The organism is Amycolatopsis sp. NPDC004368 (assembly GCF_053602515.1).
The window spans coordinates 89,395-105,227 of the sequence record NZ_JBSGDT010000025.1 but is presented as its reverse complement, the minus strand read 5'-3'; the positions used below and the strand labels follow the sequence as shown (position 1 = coordinate 105,227).

At 71.5% G+C, this 15,833-nt stretch carries 17 protein-coding genes and 2 pseudogenes; 7 read left to right on the top strand and 12 right to left on the bottom strand.

Annotation, left to right across the window (positions count from 1 at the left end; all coding sequences use genetic code 11):
- Window position 1: 1 nt before the first annotated feature.
- A complete protein-coding gene (locus ACWEOE_RS29515) occupies window positions 2–1,057 on the top strand; it encodes an MSMEG_0565 family glycosyltransferase (protein WP_364056926.1) in 1,056 nt (351 codons plus the stop codon).
- Between the two features lie 32 nt (window positions 1,058–1,089).
- Here the strand turns inward: ACWEOE_RS29515 and mtnA are convergent, their stop codons facing one another.
- Window positions 1,090–2,076, bottom strand: a complete 987-nt coding sequence (gene mtnA / locus ACWEOE_RS29510) for an S-methyl-5-thioribose-1-phosphate isomerase (RefSeq protein WP_452014794.1) — start codon at window positions 2,074–2,076, stop codon at window positions 1,090–1,092.
- Between the two features lie 64 nt (window positions 2,077–2,140).
- Here mtnA and ACWEOE_RS29505 point away from each other — a divergent pair, with 64 nt between their 5' ends.
- The gene (locus ACWEOE_RS29505; RefSeq protein WP_452014792.1) at window positions 2,141–2,539 is read left to right on the top strand and encodes a RidA family protein; all 399 of its coding nucleotides are present in this window, start codon (window positions 2,141–2,143) and stop codon (window positions 2,537–2,539) included.
- On the opposite strand, the gene ACWEOE_RS29500 is transcribed toward ACWEOE_RS29505, so the two are convergent.
- Window positions 2,534–3,322, bottom strand: coding sequence for a PIG-L family deacetylase (locus tag ACWEOE_RS29500; RefSeq protein WP_452014790.1), 789 nt, complete (start codon window positions 3,320–3,322; stop codon window positions 2,534–2,536). The genes ACWEOE_RS29505 and ACWEOE_RS29500 overlap by 6 nt on opposite strands.
- 41 nt (window positions 3,323–3,363) lie before the next feature.
- Window positions 3,364–4,242 (bottom strand): RNA polymerase sigma-70 factor, encoded by an 879-nt coding sequence (locus tag ACWEOE_RS29495; RefSeq protein ID WP_452014788.1) that lies wholly within the window; start codon window positions 4,240–4,242, stop codon window positions 3,364–3,366.
- Between the two features lie 125 nt (window positions 4,243–4,367).
- On the opposite strand from ACWEOE_RS29495, the gene ACWEOE_RS29490 reads away from it, so the two are divergent.
- A complete protein-coding gene (locus tag ACWEOE_RS29490; protein ID WP_452014787.1) occupies window positions 4,368–4,850 on the top strand; it encodes a carboxymuconolactone decarboxylase family protein in 483 nt (160 codons plus the stop codon).
- Window positions 4,851–5,094: 244 nt separating this feature from the next.
- On the opposite strand, the gene ACWEOE_RS29485 is transcribed toward ACWEOE_RS29490, so the two are convergent.
- On the bottom strand, window positions 5,095–5,712 hold the full coding sequence (locus ACWEOE_RS29485) for a glyoxalase (RefSeq protein WP_452014786.1): 618 nt from the start codon (window positions 5,710–5,712) through the stop codon (window positions 5,095–5,097).
- A 159-nt stretch (window positions 5,713–5,871) separates the two neighbouring features.
- Here ACWEOE_RS29485 and ACWEOE_RS29480 point away from each other — a divergent pair, with 159 nt between their 5' ends.
- Complete coding sequence (locus tag ACWEOE_RS29480) at window positions 5,872–6,546, top strand: DUF6313 family protein (protein WP_452014785.1); 675 nt, start codon at window positions 5,872–5,874, stop codon at window positions 6,544–6,546.
- Window positions 6,533–8,326 carry a PstS family phosphate ABC transporter substrate-binding protein gene (locus ACWEOE_RS29475; protein ID WP_452014784.1) on the top strand — a complete coding sequence of 598 codons (1,794 nt, stop codon included), beginning with the start codon at window positions 6,533–6,535 and terminating at the stop codon, window positions 8,324–8,326. The genes ACWEOE_RS29480 and ACWEOE_RS29475 overlap by 14 nt, the downstream gene beginning before the upstream one ends.
- A 42-nt stretch (window positions 8,327–8,368) precedes the next feature.
- Here ACWEOE_RS29475 and ACWEOE_RS29470 read toward each other — a convergent pair whose 3' ends face one another.
- The 4 genes and pseudogenes from ACWEOE_RS29470 to ACWEOE_RS29455 form a co-directional block, all read right to left on the bottom strand.
- Complete coding sequence (locus ACWEOE_RS29470) at window positions 8,369–8,830, bottom strand: phage tail protein (protein ID WP_452014830.1); 462 nt, start codon at window positions 8,828–8,830, stop codon at window positions 8,369–8,371.
- A gap of 210 nt (window positions 8,831–9,040) precedes the next feature.
- Window positions 9,041–9,232 (bottom strand): annotated as a pseudogene (locus ACWEOE_RS29465) (hypothetical protein); the annotation flags it as partial.
- Complete coding sequence (locus ACWEOE_RS29460) at window positions 9,207–9,479, bottom strand: hypothetical protein (protein ID WP_452014783.1); 273 nt, start codon at window positions 9,477–9,479, stop codon at window positions 9,207–9,209. The pseudogene ACWEOE_RS29465 and the gene ACWEOE_RS29460, both read right to left, overlap by 26 nt.
- A 29-nt stretch (window positions 9,480–9,508) precedes the next feature.
- The gene (locus ACWEOE_RS29455) at window positions 9,509–10,207 is read right to left on the bottom strand and encodes a dienelactone hydrolase family protein (protein ID WP_452014782.1); all 699 of its coding nucleotides are present in this window, start codon (window positions 10,205–10,207) and stop codon (window positions 9,509–9,511) included.
- Window positions 10,208–10,303: 96 nt separating this feature from the next.
- On the opposite strand from ACWEOE_RS29455, the gene ACWEOE_RS29450 reads away from it, so the two are divergent.
- Complete coding sequence (locus tag ACWEOE_RS29450; RefSeq protein WP_452014780.1) at window positions 10,304–11,656, top strand: TrpB-like pyridoxal phosphate-dependent enzyme; 1,353 nt, start codon at window positions 10,304–10,306, stop codon at window positions 11,654–11,656.
- A 41-nt stretch (window positions 11,657–11,697) separates the two neighbouring features.
- Here the strand turns inward: ACWEOE_RS29450 and ACWEOE_RS29445 are convergent, their stop codons facing one another.
- Both ACWEOE_RS29445 and ACWEOE_RS29440 read right to left on the bottom strand, forming a co-directional pair.
- Window positions 11,698–13,290 (bottom strand): hypothetical protein, encoded by a 1,593-nt coding sequence (locus tag ACWEOE_RS29445; RefSeq protein WP_452014778.1) that lies wholly within the window; start codon window positions 13,288–13,290, stop codon window positions 11,698–11,700.
- The gene (locus ACWEOE_RS29440; protein ID WP_452014776.1) at window positions 13,266–14,045 is read right to left on the bottom strand and encodes an ABC transporter ATP-binding protein; all 780 of its coding nucleotides are present in this window, start codon (window positions 14,043–14,045) and stop codon (window positions 13,266–13,268) included. The genes ACWEOE_RS29445 and ACWEOE_RS29440 overlap by 25 nt, the downstream gene beginning before the upstream one ends.
- Window positions 14,046–14,154: 109 nt before the next feature.
- Here ACWEOE_RS29440 and ACWEOE_RS29435 point away from each other — a divergent pair, with 109 nt between their 5' ends.
- On the top strand, window positions 14,155–14,970 hold the full coding sequence (locus ACWEOE_RS29435) for a class I SAM-dependent methyltransferase (RefSeq protein WP_452014774.1): 816 nt from the start codon (window positions 14,155–14,157) through the stop codon (window positions 14,968–14,970).
- Here ACWEOE_RS29435 and ACWEOE_RS29430 read toward each other — a convergent pair.
- Complete coding sequence (locus ACWEOE_RS29430) at window positions 14,951–15,073, bottom strand: hypothetical protein (protein WP_452014772.1); 123 nt, start codon at window positions 15,071–15,073, stop codon at window positions 14,951–14,953. The two genes, ACWEOE_RS29435 and ACWEOE_RS29430, sit on opposite strands and share 20 nt — an antisense overlap.
- Window positions 15,074–15,213: 140 nt before the next feature.
- Window positions 15,214–15,744: pseudogene (locus ACWEOE_RS29425) on the bottom strand (DJ-1/PfpI family protein); the annotation flags it as partial.
- Between the last annotated feature and the right edge of the window lie 89 nt (window positions 15,745–15,833).

Sequence of the window (15,833 nt, the reverse complement as noted above, 5' to 3'; positions counted from 1 at the left end):
GTTGCGCATCGCGTTGCTGAGCTATTCGACGAAACCCCGCGGCGGCGTGGTGCACACGCTGGCGCTGGCGGAGGCCCTGGCCGTGCTCGGTGCGGACGTGACCGTGTGGACGCTCGGTCGTGGTGGTGACAGCGGCTTCTTCCGGCCGGTGGATCCGCGGGTGACGACGGTGGTGGTGCCGTTCCCCGACGTGCCGGGTGAGTCGGTGGGTTCGCGGATCGTGCGCTCGATCGAGGTCTTGGGCGCGGCGTTTCCCAGCGGCGAGTACGACATCGTGCACGCGCAGGACTGCATCTCGGCCAACGCCGTGGACCGGTGCGTGCGGACGGTGCACCACCTCGACACGTTCACCACACCGGAGCTGGCCGCGTGCCACGAGCGGGCGATCACGCGGCCGTTCGCCCATGTGTGCGTGTCGGCGTCGGTCGCCGAGGAGGTGCGCGCGGGCTGGGGGATCGAGGCCACGGTGATCCCCAACGGTGTCGAGGCTGCGCGGTTTTCTTCGGCACCGTACGGGGATTGGCGGGCGCGGTTCGGCCGGTACGTGCTCGCGGTCGGCGGGATCGAGCCACGCAAGGGTTCTTTGGACCTGCTGGAGGCCGTGGCCTTGCTCGACCCTTCGGTGCGCCTGGTGATCGCGGGCGGCGAGACGCTCTTCGACTACCGCGACTACCGCGAGCGCTGGGACAAGCGGGCGGCCGCGCTGGGCGTGGACCCGGTGGTGCTGGGGCCGGTTGCGCACGACTCGCTGCCGTCGCTGGTGCGTTCGGCGGCTGTTTTTGCGTTCCCTTCGACGAAGGAGGGCTTCGGCCTGGCGGCGATGGAAGCCCTGGCCGCGGGGGTGCCGGTGGTGACGCGTGATCTCCCGGTGCTGCGCGAGGTTTTCGATGGCGTGGCCCGGTTCGCCACCACACCGCGCGGTTTCGCGGCCGCGATCGAAGCCGCGCTGGATTCCGGGCCGGAAGACCGCGCGGCGGGGGTGGCTCTGGCTGAGCGCCACACCTGGGCGGCAGCCGGGCGGGCACATCTGGAGTTGTACCGGTCGCTCGTCGGGTAGCCGGGCCGGAGGGCGTTTCGCGACAGCCGGGTCTACGCCGTCGGCTGAGGGAGGCGGACCCCGTTTTCCGTCACCACCGCCGTGACGAGCCCGGCCGGGGTCACGTCGAAGGCCGGGTTGAAGACCTCGGCGCCCTCGGGAGCGATGCGGACGCCGCCGAACTCCGTGAGCTCCGAAGGCCGGCGCTCTTCGATTTCGATGTCCGCGCCCGTGGCGATCGAGGAGTCCACAGTGGATTCCGGGGCGACGACCACGAACGGCACCCCGTGGTGGGCGGCGGCGATCGCGAGGCCGTAGGTGCCGATCTTGTTGGCGACGTCGCCGTTGGCGGCGATGCGGTCGGCGCCCACGAGGACGCAGTCGACGAGGCCGCGGGACATCGCGAGGGCGGCGGCACCGTCGGGCTGGACGCGGTAGGGGACGCCGGCCTGGGCGAGCTCCCACGCGGTGAGGCGGGAGCCCTGCAGCAGGGGGCGGGTCTCGTCGACCAGGACGGACTCGACGAGGCCCCGCTCGTGCAGGTGCCAGACGACGCCGAGCGCGGTGCCCCACGCGACGGTGGCGAGGTGGCCAGCGTTGCAGTGGCTGAGCAGCCGAAGCGGGCGGCGGGTGGTCTCGCGCAGCACGACTTCCGCCGCGTGGCCCGACGCGGTGCGGTTGAGGTGTTCGTCCTCGTCGAGCACGGCCAGGGCCTCGGCGAGCACGGCTTCGGGGCCGTCGCCGAGCTTGCCGAGCGCGCGGGTGACGCCCCAGCGGAGGTTGACGGCCGTCGGGCGGGCGGTGGCGAGGCGTTCGGCTTCGGCCCGCACCGTGTCCGCCGAGCCACCCGCGAACGCCGCCAGTGCGACACCGAGCGCGCCCGCGGCGCCCAAGGCCGGAGCGCCCCGCACGGCGAGCCGCCGGATCGCGTCGACGAGCTCGTCGACCGTCCGCAGCTCCAGCGTGCGGTACACGCCGGGCAGCGCGACCTGGTCGATGATCACGACGGCGCCGTCGGCCCAGCTCACAGTCCTGCGCATCTGCCCTCCCGAGCCCCGAAAACCACTGGCCGGCCGCGCGGCGGGTGCGCCACCATGCAGCCCCGTGACCATTCAACGGCAGAACCCGCCCGCCTTGCACGCGACGCCCGGCTACCACCACGTGACCACCGTCTTCGGCCGCACGAGCGTGTACCTCGCCGGCCAGTGCCCGCTCGGGCTCGACGGCCTCGTCGTCGCCGGTGACGTGCTCGCGCAGGTGGACCAGGTCGTCGGCAACACCGCCACCGCGCTCGCGGCCGCCGGCGCCACCGCCGACGACGTGGTCCGCACGGTGATCTACGTGGCCACGGCCGACCACGCCGTGCTCTCCGCCGTCTGGAACCGGTTCACCGGCTCGGCGATCGGGCCGGCGTTCAGCACCGCGAGCACGCTGCTGGGCGTGACGCGCCTGGGCTATCCGGGCCAGCTGGTGGAGCTGGACGTCACCGCCGCGGTGTCATAGGCCCGCCATCAGGTCCGTCTCCGTGATGCCCGGACCGTGGCCGGCGCGGATGAACCACTCGGTGCCGAACGCCTGCGCGAACGCGTCCGCCGGCATCGCCAGGAACCAGGACCCCTCGGCGATCTGGCTCGGGTGCGACTGCATGGCGGCCCGCTTCGCGGTCAGGTACGGCCGGACGTCGACCGCCGCCGTGATCTCCGCCTCCGGGGTGCCGAGCTGCGAGTCGGCGTCCGGCACGGCCTCGCGCGGCACCGCCCCCCTCTCCGCTGCCAGCTCGAGCCCGCGGCGCATGTGGTCACGGTTCGTGGTGGCCTCGTAGACCCTTGGCGTGCCCGCCAGCTCGGCCGCCCGCACGCCGACGCGGTGGACCTGGATGTGGTCGGGGTGGCCGTAGTTGCCGTGGTCGTCGTAGATCGTGAGGACCTCGGCCGCTTCCTCGCGCAGGATCGCGGCCAGCCGCTGCGCCGCCTCCTCGACCGACGCCTGCCAGAAAGAGCCCGGCTCGTCGTTCGTCGGCTCGCCCATCATCCCGGAGTCGCGGTAGCCCAGGAACTCCACTCGTTTGGCGCCCAGCACCTCGGCCGCCGCGTGCGTTTCGCGGACGCGGCGCTCCCAGAGCTGCTCGCCCTCGGCGAGGAACCCGTCGGGCACCTCGCCGACCTCGCCGCGGGTCGCGACCACGAGCACCACGCGGTGCCCCTCGTCGGCGGCTTTGCGCATCACGCCGCCGGTGACGATGCACTCGTCGTCGGGATGGGCGTGGAACGTGACCATTGTTGCCATGTCATCGAACTTACCCGGGGGGAGCGACAAAATCCGCCGGCTCAGCGTTGCAGGCTCTGTTCGCGTTCCATGTGCGAGAGCTTCGCCGGGTTCCGCACCGCGTAGATGCCCGTGACGAGCCCGTCGTCGATCCGCAGGGCCAGCACGGTGTCGAGCGCGCCGTCGAAGTGGACGGTGAGGGCCGGGAAGCCGTTGACCTGCACCGGCAGGCGCGTGGCCGAGGCGAGCCGGCCCAGGCCCGCGCCCAGGATGCGCGCCACCCGCTCGGCGCCGACCACGGGCCGCAGCACCGCCTGCTTGACGCCACCGCCGTCGCCGAAGAAGACGACGTCCGGCGAGAGCACGTCCAGCAGGCCCTGCAGCTCCCCGGTCTCGATGGCGTGCTGGAAGGCGGCCAGCGCGTCCCGCGTGGCGGCGCGCGACACCGGCCCCCGCGGCCGGCGGGCGGCCACGTGCTCCCGCGCGCGGTGCGCGATCTGCCGCACGGCCGCGTCGCTCTTGTCCACGGCATCCGCGATTTCGGAATAGCCCAGGTCGAACACCTCGCGCAGGACGAACACCGCGCGCTCGGTCGGCGTGAGCGTCTCCAGCACGAGCAACATCGCCATCGACACGCTCTCCGCGAGCTCCACGTCCTCGGCGACGTCCGGCGCGGTCAGCAACGGCTCCGGCAGCCACGTCCCGACGTAGGACTCCTTGCGCCGCCCGAGCGTCCGCAACCGGCCGAGGGCCTGCCGCGTGGTGACCTGCACGAGGTACGCGCGCTCGTTGCGCACCTCGTCGAGGTCGACGCCCACCCACCGCAGCCACGTCTCCTGCAGCACGTCCTCGGCGTCGGCGGCCGAGCCGAGCATCTCGTAGGCGATGGTGAACAGCAGGTTGCGGTGGGTGAGGAACAGTTCCGTGGCGCGGTCGGCCATGTGTGGTGCCCCCTTCGGTTTCGCCAGTGTCCCCCATGAGATGCCGCCGGGCTGTGATTCGTGACATGTCACAGCCGGCGGGCGGGCGGCATCTGGTGGGCGAAACCCGAGAGTGAGGACTTGCCATGACCCGCCTGAACGTGATGGACACCGAGATCGGCGCCAAGTTCGCCAAGCGCTTCGCCGGCGTGAGCTCACTGCTGGACCGCTCGCCGCTGCCGCGGGAGATCCAGGAGCTCGTCAAGATCCGCGCCAGCCAGCTCAACGGCTGCGGCTTCTGCCTCGACATGCACACCAAGGACGCCGTCGCCGCCGGCGAAACCCCGGTGCGCCTCGCGCTGGTCGCGGCCTGGCGCGAAACCACGGTCTACACCGACGCCGAACGGGCGGCTCTCGCGTTGACCGAGGAGGCCACCCGCCTGGCCGACTCCACCGGCGTCTCGGACGACACGTGGTCCCACGCCCGCAAGCACTTCGACGACGAGCAGCTGGCGGCGCTCGTGTGCTTGATCGGGTTGATCAACGCGGCGAACCGGATGAACGTGATCGTGGGGATGCCGGGTGGGGAGTACGAGGCGGGGATGTTCGACGGGTTCGCGCAGGGGTGAAGCGGGGGTGCCCGGCTCGGGATCTCGGTCCTGGGCCGGGCTCGCCCTGGCGTGCCCGGCGTGGGGAAAGTCAGCTGCCGGGCCGCGTGAGCGCGTCGAACGACGTGGTCAGCCACACGCGCAGCACCGGGTCAGTCGGCGGATACCGCGTCCGACGCTTTCTCCTCCACCGCAACGGTTTCCGGCTCCGGCAGTTCTTCCTCGTCCGCAGGCACCTCCGCCGAGTACAACCGATACCGGCACATCACAACACCTTCGCCGACTCGGTGGTTCCCCACGCGAAGCCGTCCGGATCCGTGAAATCCTCGCCGCCGCCCAGTGCGATCCGGTGCGACCCCGTGCCGTCGGCGGCGACGCCCGCGTCCTTCGCCAGCGCCCGGCGGCGGTACAGACCCAGCTTCACCGGCGAAGTCTCGAACTCCACGTACATCCGCCCGAAGCTCTTTCCCGCGGTCAACCCGCGCGACACGTAGAACTTCTTGCTCGCCGCGACATCGTCGACGCCCAGCAGCAGCACGAGGGCGTCGTACTCGCGCGCGGCGGGGCCGGTGTTCTTCTTGGCCGAGGTGGCCACCTTCCAGATCGTGCCGTCCGGGGCCCGGACGACGCCGCCGTAACCCCACATGGACTTGGCGGCCGGTTTGAGCGACGTGGCGCCGGCCGCCAGCGCGGCGTCGAGGAAGGCGTCGACGTTGGCGGGCTGGGAAACGGTGAGCGAGAGGGTGAACCCGCGAAAACCCTCGGAAGGGCTCTGCGCCGCACGCAGACGCAGGCGGGAGCCGAGCCCGAAGGCGGTGGCGTAGAAGCGTTCGGCGGCGGCGCGGTCGGCCACCTCGAGGGTGATGCTGTCGATTGAGGTCATGCCGGAAACGGTAGGCGCGCACCCGTGACCAGTGCTTCTCCATTCCTGCTCGGTCTGGGCGACGGTCCTGTTCGTCTGCCGTTCACCGTGGCCCGGTAGGTTCCGCGCCATGGGTGGTGGATGGGGGCCTCGCTCAGCGCGAGCGTCGTTGCGCGGCAGATGACCGAAACGAACCAGGTGGATCCGCCGCCGCCGAGGGAGTCGTTGCGGGCGTTGGTGCGCCGCCGGCGCCGGGGCGTACGCCGGTTCCGCGGGATCCAGTACTGGCTGCGCGTGCGCGGTTATTACATCCTCTCCGGGTTCGTCGGGCTGTTCGTGGTCAACGCGTTCGTCATCGGCGGCCGGGTCGCCTACGACGTGACACTGCAGATCGACTCTCCCTGGGACACCTCCAGCCCCGCGCTCGCCCTGCCGCTGTCGCTCGCCGGCTGGCTCGTGGTGACGGGTTTCGCGGGCGCGGTGGCCGGTTACGTGGTGACCGAGGTGACGGACAACCGCACCATCGGGCGCATGCGCGGCCGGTCGAACGCGCGCCGCATCGGGCTCATCCCGCTGCTCGACCGCCTGCAGTACAGCCGGCACGGGTTCGAGGTGCCGCACTACTTCGGCATCCGCTTCGCCCTGCGCCACCAGGGCGACTGGAAGCTCGCGCAGGACCACTGGGAGATCGTCGTCGAGAAGTTCCTGCACGTCGCGGAGTCCGACCGCAGCCGCGGACCGCGGCAGGCCATGTGGCAGGCCGTGCTGGAGGCCTCGTACGTGCTGGACGGAATGTCGGGGAAGTGCCCGGTGTGCGAGCAGCTCCCGGAGGGGAAAACCGATGCCCGCCAGTGACCCGCAGCCGCCGCAGAGCGTGGATGAGCTCGCGAAAACCCTGTACCAGGCGGCATATCCGGAGAAGGCCGACGATCCCGGCTGGGTCGACGAGCAGGTTTCCATTGCCGTGCAACGGATCGACCGCGCGGAGCAGGCCGAGCCATCGACCTCGCCGGGCGCGCGCGAGCTGACCGACGCGGTGATCAACCGCGCGGCCCCGAAGCCGCGCAAGGGACCACGCGTCACCGCCGGGGTGGTGCTGGCCGTGGTGGCGCTCGTGGCGCTGGTGCTGGGCATCACGCAGCGCCAGTGGGTGGCCGAGACGACCATCAGCGGCAACGGCATCCTCGGCCTCTCGATCGCGGCGGTGGTGGCCGCGCTGGCCACGAGCGTGAGCTACGTGCGCGTGCGCCGCCGCAAGATCCTTTCGTGCCGGGTGCGGATCGACGCGCCGTTCGGCGTCGACATCGGCGAAACCGTGCGGCTGGAGGGCGAACACGCGGCCGTGACCGATCCCGGCGTGGTCGTGGTGCGCGTGAAGAACACCGGCGGCTCGCGGATCGAGGTGGCGGACTACGTGTCGCCGCTCGCGCTGCACTTCCCGGGCCGCCGGGTGATTTCCGTCGACGCGACGGAGTTCGAGCCCGCGGTGCTGCAGCGCGTGATCAGCAAGCTCACCGACTTCACCATCGACGGCGATCGCGTGAAACTGCCGGCCGTGCAGCTCGAACGGGAGCACTCCTTCAAGCTCGTGATCGTGCTGTCCGGTACGAAAGCGGGGGAGAAGCACCAGATAGCCGTGGAAGGCCTCCTGCGCGACGGCCGCATCACCACCCGCGAGGGCAAGGAAAAGGTCGGTCCGGGCACGCTCGCGTGGGGCGGCCTCACGGCGATCTGCGCGGGTGCGCTCGCGGTGGTGCTGCTGCTCAACAACGTCGCGCCGTTCACCAAGCTGCCCCACGGCGTGGCGTGCGAGGCGGGCGCGCTGAGCGTGGAGGGGTCCAGCGCGTTCGGCCGGGCCGCGACGGAGCTCGCCGGTTCGTACGAGGCGTACTGCCCGGGCTCGGCGGTGAAGGTCGGCACGCCGGGCAGCGTGGAAGGCCTGCAGCGCCTCCACGACGGCACCATCGACCTCGCCCTCTCCGACGGCAAGTTCGACGAGCCCGACTTCGCGCAGTTCGTGCCGCAGCAGCTCGCGATCGTGCCGTTCACGTTGGTGGCGAGCAAAAACGTCCCCGTGGACGACCTGTCGCTGTCCGACGTGCAGAAGATCTTCACCGGCCGGGCTCGCGTGTGGAGCGACATCACCGGCAACCCGCGCGACACCGGAGTGATCCGGGTCGCGGGCCGCTCGACGTCGTCGGGCACCCGCCGCACACTCGAGAAGTACCTCCTGGGCACCACCCAGGCCCCCGCCACGTCGGACTCCTGCCGCGACCTGCGCCCCGGCGTCCCGGCCACGGCGCCGATCATCTGCGAACAAGGCTCGACCGGCGACCTCATCGACCGCATCGCCACCCTCGGCGACGCCATCGGCTACGCGGACGTCTCCGACGTGGCCCACTCGACGACCGTGAAGAAGATCAGCCTCGGCGGTCGCAACGCGACACTCGACGACATTCGGGGCGGTTACCCGTTCTGGACGGTCGAGTACGTGTTCAGCCGGGGACCCCTGCCGTCGGGCTCACTGGCGGCGGCGTTCCGGGATTATCTGGTGACGCCGGAGGCGCGGGGTGCGATGGCGGGGTTTCAGTATTACGCGTGCGGCGCGGAAGAGGATCTTTGTGGGCGGCGTTAGCGGGCTCGGCGCGGAGGGTTGTGAAGATGCTGCAGCCTTCGCTCAGTACTCGTTCTTGATCACGAAGTAGGACCCCCGGATCGTCCCCGCCAGCTTCGACTTCTGGCGCGCGAACTTGAACGCCGCGAGTTCCTCCGGTACCTCCATGCCGTCGGACAGCTTGAACCCGACCGCGCGCTTCCCGCCGTCGTCGAGGGTGTACATGACGTTGATCGACAGGCCGCTCTCGTAGAAGACGTAGGCCATGCGGATGTTCTCCACCTGGAACTCGCTGACCTCGAGCGCGGGAGAGCCGATGACGATGCCCCGCTCCTCCTCCAGGATCCGGCTCACCCATTCGAGCGTCGCGGGGGCCTCGGCGGCCGGCTCGACGGCGAAAACGTGGTCGTACTTGTTCTTGAAGTACCGCGCCTCGTTCGCCCGCAGGCCCGCCAACGCCCTCGCCACCGGCGACGACTCGAGGCCTTCGGTCGAAACGGTGGTGAAGTCCACGGCGTGGGACATGGTGGGTTCCTCCGGGTTTGGGGGCGCTGAAGGGCCAGCGTATGCGTTGTTCGCGCAGTTCGCTGCTAGACCGGCAGGGTTCGACCCCAGAACTCCACCGCCAGATCCCAAGCCCGCTCCGCCGCCTCCGGCCGGTAGAACCATCGGCGTCACCCGGTTGTGAAACGCGTGCCCCGCCTCTTCGTGCACATGGATCTGCGCCCCCGGATGCGCGGCCACCGCAGCCTCCACCACGGCCACATCCGACCGCGGAATGAACGGATCCACCCCACCGAGGTGGGGTGGGTTTTGTTTACATAGTCGTGTCTCGCGCGACGCGGTCACCCGTGACGTGGCGTCTTGGCTTGTAGCCGCGGTGGCGACAACCGGGCGCCGCTCACTTGGTGCGCCCGTCGTCCCCATTGAGGCAAGACGGGCTCCATCCGCCGCGGAGTCCGCGGGCGTCGAAGTCCAGACGCAGCGTGTCGAGAATGACGTGTTCCTGGATGAGATCGAGGGACACCAGCAGCCACGGTGTGCCGTCGTCGTCCGCGTGCAGCCAGTAGTCCAGTCCTGGAGCCAATGCGTTGAGCGATGTCGTGAAGGCGAGCTCTTCGGCCGTCGGCCCATCCTCCCGCTGTCCACCCCAGTCAATGTGCTCGGCGGTCACCGGCTGACCCTACAGTCGTGATGCGACCTCTACACCGGCAACGTCCTGTCCAGGAACTCCACCGCCAGGTCCCAAGCCCGAGCTGCCGCCTCCGGTCGGTAGAACATCGGCGCCACCCGGTTGTGAAACGCGTGTCCAGCGTCCTCGTGCACATGGATCTCCGCCCCCGGATGGGCAGCCACCGCCTCCTCGACAACACGCACATCCGACCGCGGAATGAACGGGTCCACCCCTCCGAACTGGAACTGGATCGGGCAGGAAACCGACTCCAGCAACCCGATCTGAGCAGCCACCGTCGACCCGTAGAACGACACCGCCGTGTCCGGAGCTCCCTGCGCGGAAGCCGCAGCCGCGAAGGCCAATGACCCACCCAGGCAGAAGCCGAACACCCCCGCGCGCGGATCGAACGAACGCAGGTGCCCCAACGCCGCCAGCACGTCCGACACCCCCAGCACCGGATCGAACTGCCCCGCCACCTCCATCGAGCGCGCCACCCCCGCCTCGTCGTGTGCGGACGACCAGCCGGGCGCGAACCGGTGGAACAGCTCCGGCACCGCGACCACGTACCCCAGCGCGGCCAGCTCCCCGGCCACCGCGGAGAGGTACTCGTCGAGCCCGAAGATCTCCTGGACGAGCACCAGCCCGGGCCCGGAACCGGCCGGGGGCAGCCACACGGGCAGGGGCGAGGAGCCGTCGGCCAACGTGAGGTGGTCGATGCGAGTGGGCAATTTTCCTCCCGGACGTCAATCCACTGTGGACAACCAAAACTAGCCACGAACCCCGGCGAGATCTATGTTGAGTTTTCCAGACCGCGAGGAGGCGTGATGGCGGAGCGCACCAAGTACATCCTGGACGAAGCCGATCTCCCGACGCAGTGGTACAACGTGGTGCCCGACCTGCCGGAGCCGCTGCCCCCGCCGTTGCACCCGGGGACGCGCGAGCCGGTCGGGCCCGAGGATCTGGCGCCGCTGTTTCCGCAGGCGCTGATCGCGCAGGAGGTGAGCACGGACCGCTTCGTGGACATCCCCGAGGAGGTCCGCGAGGTCTACCGCCTGTGGCGCCCCTCGCCGCTCTACCGCGCGCGAAGGCTGGAAAAGGCCCTCGGCACGCCGGCGCGAATCTACTACAAGTACGAGGGCGTGAGCCCCGTCGGGTCGCACAAGCCCAACACGGCGGTGCCGCAGGCGTTCTACAACGCGGCGGAAGGCGTCACGCGCCTCACGACCGAGACGGGCGCCGGCCAGTGGGGCAGCGCGCTGGCGTTCGCGTGCGCGCAGTACGGGCTCGAGTGCGAGGTGTGGCAGGTCCGCGCGTCCTACGACCAGAAGCCCTACCGCAAGCTGATGATGGAGACCTTCGGCGCGACGGTGCACCCCAGCCCGTCGGCGCTCACCGAGTCGGGGCGCAAGATCCTGGCCGACGACCCCGAGTCCACGGGCAGCCTCGGCATCGCGATCAGCGAGGCCGTCGAGCAGGCCGCCGCCGACCCGAACGCGCGGTACGCGCTCGGCAGCGTGCTCAACCACGTCCTCATGCACCAGACGGTGATCGGCGAAGAGGCGCTCAAGCAGTTCGAGCTGGCCGGCGACACACCCGACATCCTGGTCGGCTGCACCGGCGGCGGCTCGAACTTCGGCGGGCTGGCGTTCCCGTTCCTGCGCGAGAAGCTGGCCGGCCGCATGGACCCGGTGATCCGGGCCGTGGAACCGGCGGCGTGCCCCACGCTCACGCGCGGCACGTACGCCTACGACTTCGGCGACACCGCGGGCCTCACCCCGCTGCTGAAGATGCACACGCTCGGCCACGGCTTCATCCCCGACCCGATCCACGCCGGCGGCCTGCGCTACCACGGGATGTCGCCGCTCATCTCGCACCTCTACGAGCTGGGCCTGATCGAGGCGCTGGCCGTCGGGCAGCAGGAGTGCTTCGCCGCTGGCGTGCGTTTCGCCCGCGCGGAGGGCATCATCCCGGCGCCCGAGCCGACGCACGCGCTCGCCGCGTGCCTCCAGGAAGCGTTGCGCTGCAAGGAAACCGGTGAGGAGAAGGTGATCCTCACGGCGCTGTGCGGCCACGCCCACCTCGACCTGCCCGCCTACGGCGCCTACCTCTCTGGCGAGATGGTGGACAACGAGCTGCCCGAAGACGTGCTGGCCGAATCGCTGGCCGCACTGCCGTGACGGGCCGCGCGGGTGGCGGCAGGAAAGCCGCCACCCGGGCGTCACCGCTCCTTTGACACGGTTGCCAGCAGCTCGGGCCCGCGCGTCGCGAGGCGGTCGCGCGCGAGGCCACCCCACCACCACGCCAGCACGCCGCCGAGGACGACCCCCACCGGCACGCCGATCCACTGCACCAGCGGCAGGTCGAACACGGCGCCCAGGATGCCCAGCACGAGCACCGGCAGCGCCCCGACGACCATCAGCAGCATCGTCGCGAACATCATCAGCAGCCGCGTGCACCCCGGCCGGCCACCGGACGACCACGGGCTGCCACTCTTGCGCTGGTCGGGCAGGGGGTAGGCGAGGAACACCGACTGCAGCATCAGCACCCCGGCCCCCGCGCCCAGCAGGGCCGGCACCAGGCCGAACACCCACGGGTACGCGCCGGTCTCGCCGACCGCGCCCGGCACGACCGCGGCCAGCAGCAGCGCGACCGGCCCGACGATCAGCACCCACGCCAGCTGGCGCCCGCGGATGTCGGCGCGCTCGGCGCCCGGCACGGTGAGCGTGTGCCACAGCGCGCTGCCGTCGAAGCCGTAGAGGTTGCCCGACTGCATGCACGCGAAGAACACCACCGCGACCCCGAGGTAGGGCACGATCGCCGGCCGCTGGCCGCCCGAGAGCGTCGGGACGACCGTGACCACGAGCCCCACGATGAGCGTCGACAGCAGCGCCACGCGCCGGCGGGCGTCGCGCCACCACGTGAACAGTTCCTTGCGCGCCACCGCACCCACGGGCGTCGCGGGCAGCAGGCTGCGGCGGGTGCGGGCGCCTTCGGCTCGGACCTTCGTGCGGGACGCGCCGCGGAACGACGGGTTCGTCACCTGCCGCGCGAGCAGCGCGCCCCACGCCGCGACCAGCACGGCGATCAGCGCCAGCATCGCGACCAGCAGGCCCAGCGCGGTGCCCCACGAGCCGGTGCCCGCCGCGTGCACGGCGACCGTGCCCCAGCCCGAGGGCAGCACGTGCACCACGTTCACGAACGTCGGCACGCGGCCGTCGATGATGGCGGGGCCGAGGCTGTTGATCGCGAGGTTCACGCCGACGCCGGACAGACCGGTCAGCGCCACCAGGATGATGCCGAGCTCCTTGCCCTTGCGCGAGGTCAGCAGCGCGCCCAGCGCCGCCATCACCACGCGGTAGAGCAGCACCACGAACGCCAGCTGCAGCACCGTGAACACGAGCCCGACCAGTGCCGCGCCGATGCCGAAGCGCAGGCCGTAGACGAACAGGCCGAGGAACGCGACCAGGCTGACCAGCGTCGTCACCCCGACGAAGCTCGCGGCCAGCAGGCCCACGGCGAGCTTGCGCCGCCCGATCGGCAGCAGCGCGAAGTGCTCCGGGCGCAGGGTGTCGTCCCCGCCGCCGGTGGCGATCGGCGCAAGCACCCAGCCGACGGCCCACCCCGCGTACACCGAGGCCAGCAGGTCGAGCGTGACGTCGGGCCCGCCGGGCACGGGCGCCACGGCGAGCACGATCGTCAGCACGCCGGCGAGCAGGCCCACCACACCACCGACGATCATCCCCGCGACGCGGCCGCCCCGCAGGGAGTTGCGCAGTACGCGCAGCTTCAGTCGGACGAGGACGCCAACCACGACAGTCCTTCCGCTCCGCCGGTGCGCCCGCCCACGATGTGCACGAACGCGTCTTCCAGGCTCCCGCCGCCGCGCACGTCGTCCACCGCGCCCGCGGCCATGACCCGGCCGCGGGTGATCACGGCGACGTGGCTGCACAGCTGCTCGACCAGCGCCATCACGTGGCTCGAGAGCACCACCGCGCCCCCGGAGGCGACGAACCGCTGCAGAATCGTGCGGATCGTCGACGCCGACACCGGGTCGACGGCCTCGAACGGCTCGTCCAGCACCAGCAGCCGCGGGCCGTGCAGCAGCGCCATCGCGAGCCCGATCTTCTTGCGCATCCCGGCGGAGTAGTCGATCACGAGCGTGCGCTCGGCCTCCAGCAGCTCCAGGACGCCGAGCAGCTCCTGCGCCCGCTCGGCGACGGTGACCGGTGGCAGCCCCCGCAGGAGCCCCATGTACGTGAGCAGCTCGCGGCCCGTGAGGCGCTCCGGAATGGACAGTCCGTCGGGAAGGACCCCGATCAGGCCTTTCGCCCGTTCCGGCTGCCGCCAGACGTCGACGCCGAACACGTGGGCCTGCCCCTGGTCGGGCCGCAACAGCCCGACCGCCATCGACAGCGACGTGGTTTTGCCCGCGCCGTTGGGCCCGACGAGCCCGAAGAACGAGCCACGCGGCACTTCCAGCGAGACGTTGTCGACGGCGAGCGTGGTCCCGAACCGTTTCGTGAGCCCGTACAAGCCCATCGCGGCGCCTGTGCCGTTGTCGGCCACGAGTACCCCCTTCCGTGGTCTGGATCCGGAGGTTACGCGGGTTGGCGTGGGCGTGCGCGCTGTTTGGGGGAGGATTTCGACAGACGGATCCGAGCGGGAGGCGATGCGCGTGTCGGCGGTGCGGAAGTGGGCGGAGCAGCTGGCCGAGTGGGCCGTTCCCGCGGCCATTGCCGACGCGGTGGCGGACCCGCCCTGGGTCCTGCCCCGGCGGGTGTTCGAGCGCCGCGCCGATGCGCAGATCGCGGCGCCGATCGGCGCGACTTTCGCCGAGGCCGCGGCGGTGCTGGCCGAGCCGGGCACGGTGCTCGACGTCGGCGTCGCGGCCGGCGCGACGAGCCTGTCACTGGTGGGGCGGGCCGGCGTGACGGCGGTGTGCGGCGTGGACGGGGACCAGCAGTTGCTCGCGTCGTTCGCCGCGCGGGCGGCACGGCTCGGCGTGGCGGCCGAGCCGGTGCTCGGGCACTGGCCCCAGGCTGCCTCGCGGGTGGCCGACGCCGATTTGGTCTTGTGCGGGAACGTGGTCTACAACGTGCCCGACCTGGCGCCGTTCATCGCGGCGCTGACGGACCGAGCCCGGCGCCGGGTCGTGCTGGAGACGGCGGCTGCGCACCCGCTGACCGAGTTGAACGACCTGTGGGCGCGCTTCCACGGCGTGCGGCGGCCCCTCGGACCGACCGCCGGCGACTTCCTCGCCGCCCTGGCCGAGCTCGGCATCGAACCCCAGGTCACCCGCTGGCGCCGCCCCGACGAGGCCGAACACGAGACTTTCGCCGACCTCGTCGACGTGACACGTCGCCGGCTCTGCCTGCCTGCCGAGCGGTCCGGCGAGGTGGCCGCAGCGCTGCTGGAGCTGGGCGTCGACCCGGCGCTGCCGCCCGACCTCGGTTCGTCGGGCCGGGAGCTGGTCACGGTCTCGTGGTCTTGAGCCGCGTGGCGAACGTCTTCGCGAACGAGTGCACGTCACCGGGCCACCGCGCCGACACGTAGTTGCCGTCCTCGACGACGAACGCCGGGCGTGGGTCGTCCACCGTGTCGCGAGCCCGCCCGCTCGCCTGCACCCGGTCCGTCGTGTCGCGGAAGTCCTCCGGCCGCGCCAGCGCGCGGGTGACCTCTGCTGCACGGACAGGTACCCGGCGGGCTGCCCGGGCACCTCGCGGTAGGTGCGGTAGTAGTCCGGGTCCCAGAACCGGGTACGCCGGGCGACGCGCCAGGCCGTGCGTTCCGGCTTCCAGGTCAGGGCCGTGGTCGTGCGGCCGTGCAGCACCGAGCGCCCGGTGTCGGGGTCGACGCTGCGCGCGGCCAGCAGCACGCCGTGGCAGATCGCGCCGACGGGCAGGTCCCGCCGGAACGCCTCGACGACCACGTCCTGCAGCACGGGGCTTTCGAGGTACTCGCGCATGCCGCGGGCCCGGTGCCCGCCCGGCAGCAGCAGACCGTCGAAGTCGTCGAGGTCGATGTCGTCCCACCGGATCGGGGCGCGCCACGCCGGGTCCGCGAGCAACGCCCCGTGCGCCTCCCGCGCCGCGCGGTCCGCCCGCAGCACCCGGCCGACGGCGGTGAGCTTGCGCAGCCCCGGAATGCGGCCCCAGGGGTCGAGCCCTTGGCCGGTGACCATCAGCTCGTCGCAGGTCGCTTGTGTGCCGTCGGGGGTCGCGAAGACAACCGTGTGCTCGGCGAGCATCGCCCGGCTGACGGCCACCTCGGACGGGTCCGAGTCCCGCGCGGGCACGGGGATCAGCACAGTCGCCACGGCATCCTCCTGCAGGCTTCCCGGGAAGAATGCCAGCC

Coding starts and splice junctions, on each gene's coding strand:
- ACWEOE_RS29495 (WP_452014788.1), bottom strand. CDS start 4,242: ATGGCCGACCGCGCCACGGAACTGTTCCTCACCCACCGCAACCTGCTG.
- ACWEOE_RS29470 (WP_452014830.1), bottom strand. CDS start 8,830: ATGTCCCACGCCGTGGACTTCACCACCGTTTCGACCGAAGGCCTCGAG.
- ACWEOE_RS29480 (WP_452014785.1), top strand. CDS start 5,872: ATGACCGAAACGAACCAGGTGGATCCGCCGCCGCCGAGGGAGTCGTTG.
- ACWEOE_RS29490 (WP_452014787.1), top strand. CDS start 4,368: ATGACCCGCCTGAACGTGATGGACACCGAGATCGGCGCCAAGTTCGCC.
- ACWEOE_RS29485 (WP_452014786.1), bottom strand. CDS start 5,712: ATGACCTCAATCGACAGCATCACCCTCGAGGTGGCCGACCGCGCCGCC.
- ACWEOE_RS29500 (WP_452014790.1), bottom strand. CDS start 3,322: ATGGCAACAATGGTCACGTTCCACGCCCATCCCGACGACGAGTGCATC.
- ACWEOE_RS29475 (WP_452014784.1), top strand. CDS start 6,533: ATGCCCGCCAGTGACCCGCAGCCGCCGCAGAGCGTGGATGAGCTCGCG.
- ACWEOE_RS29450 (WP_452014780.1), top strand. CDS start 10,304: ATGGCGGAGCGCACCAAGTACATCCTGGACGAAGCCGATCTCCCGACG.
- mtnA (WP_452014794.1), bottom strand. CDS start 2,076: ATGCGCAGGACTGTGAGCTGGGCCGACGGCGCCGTCGTGATCATCGAC.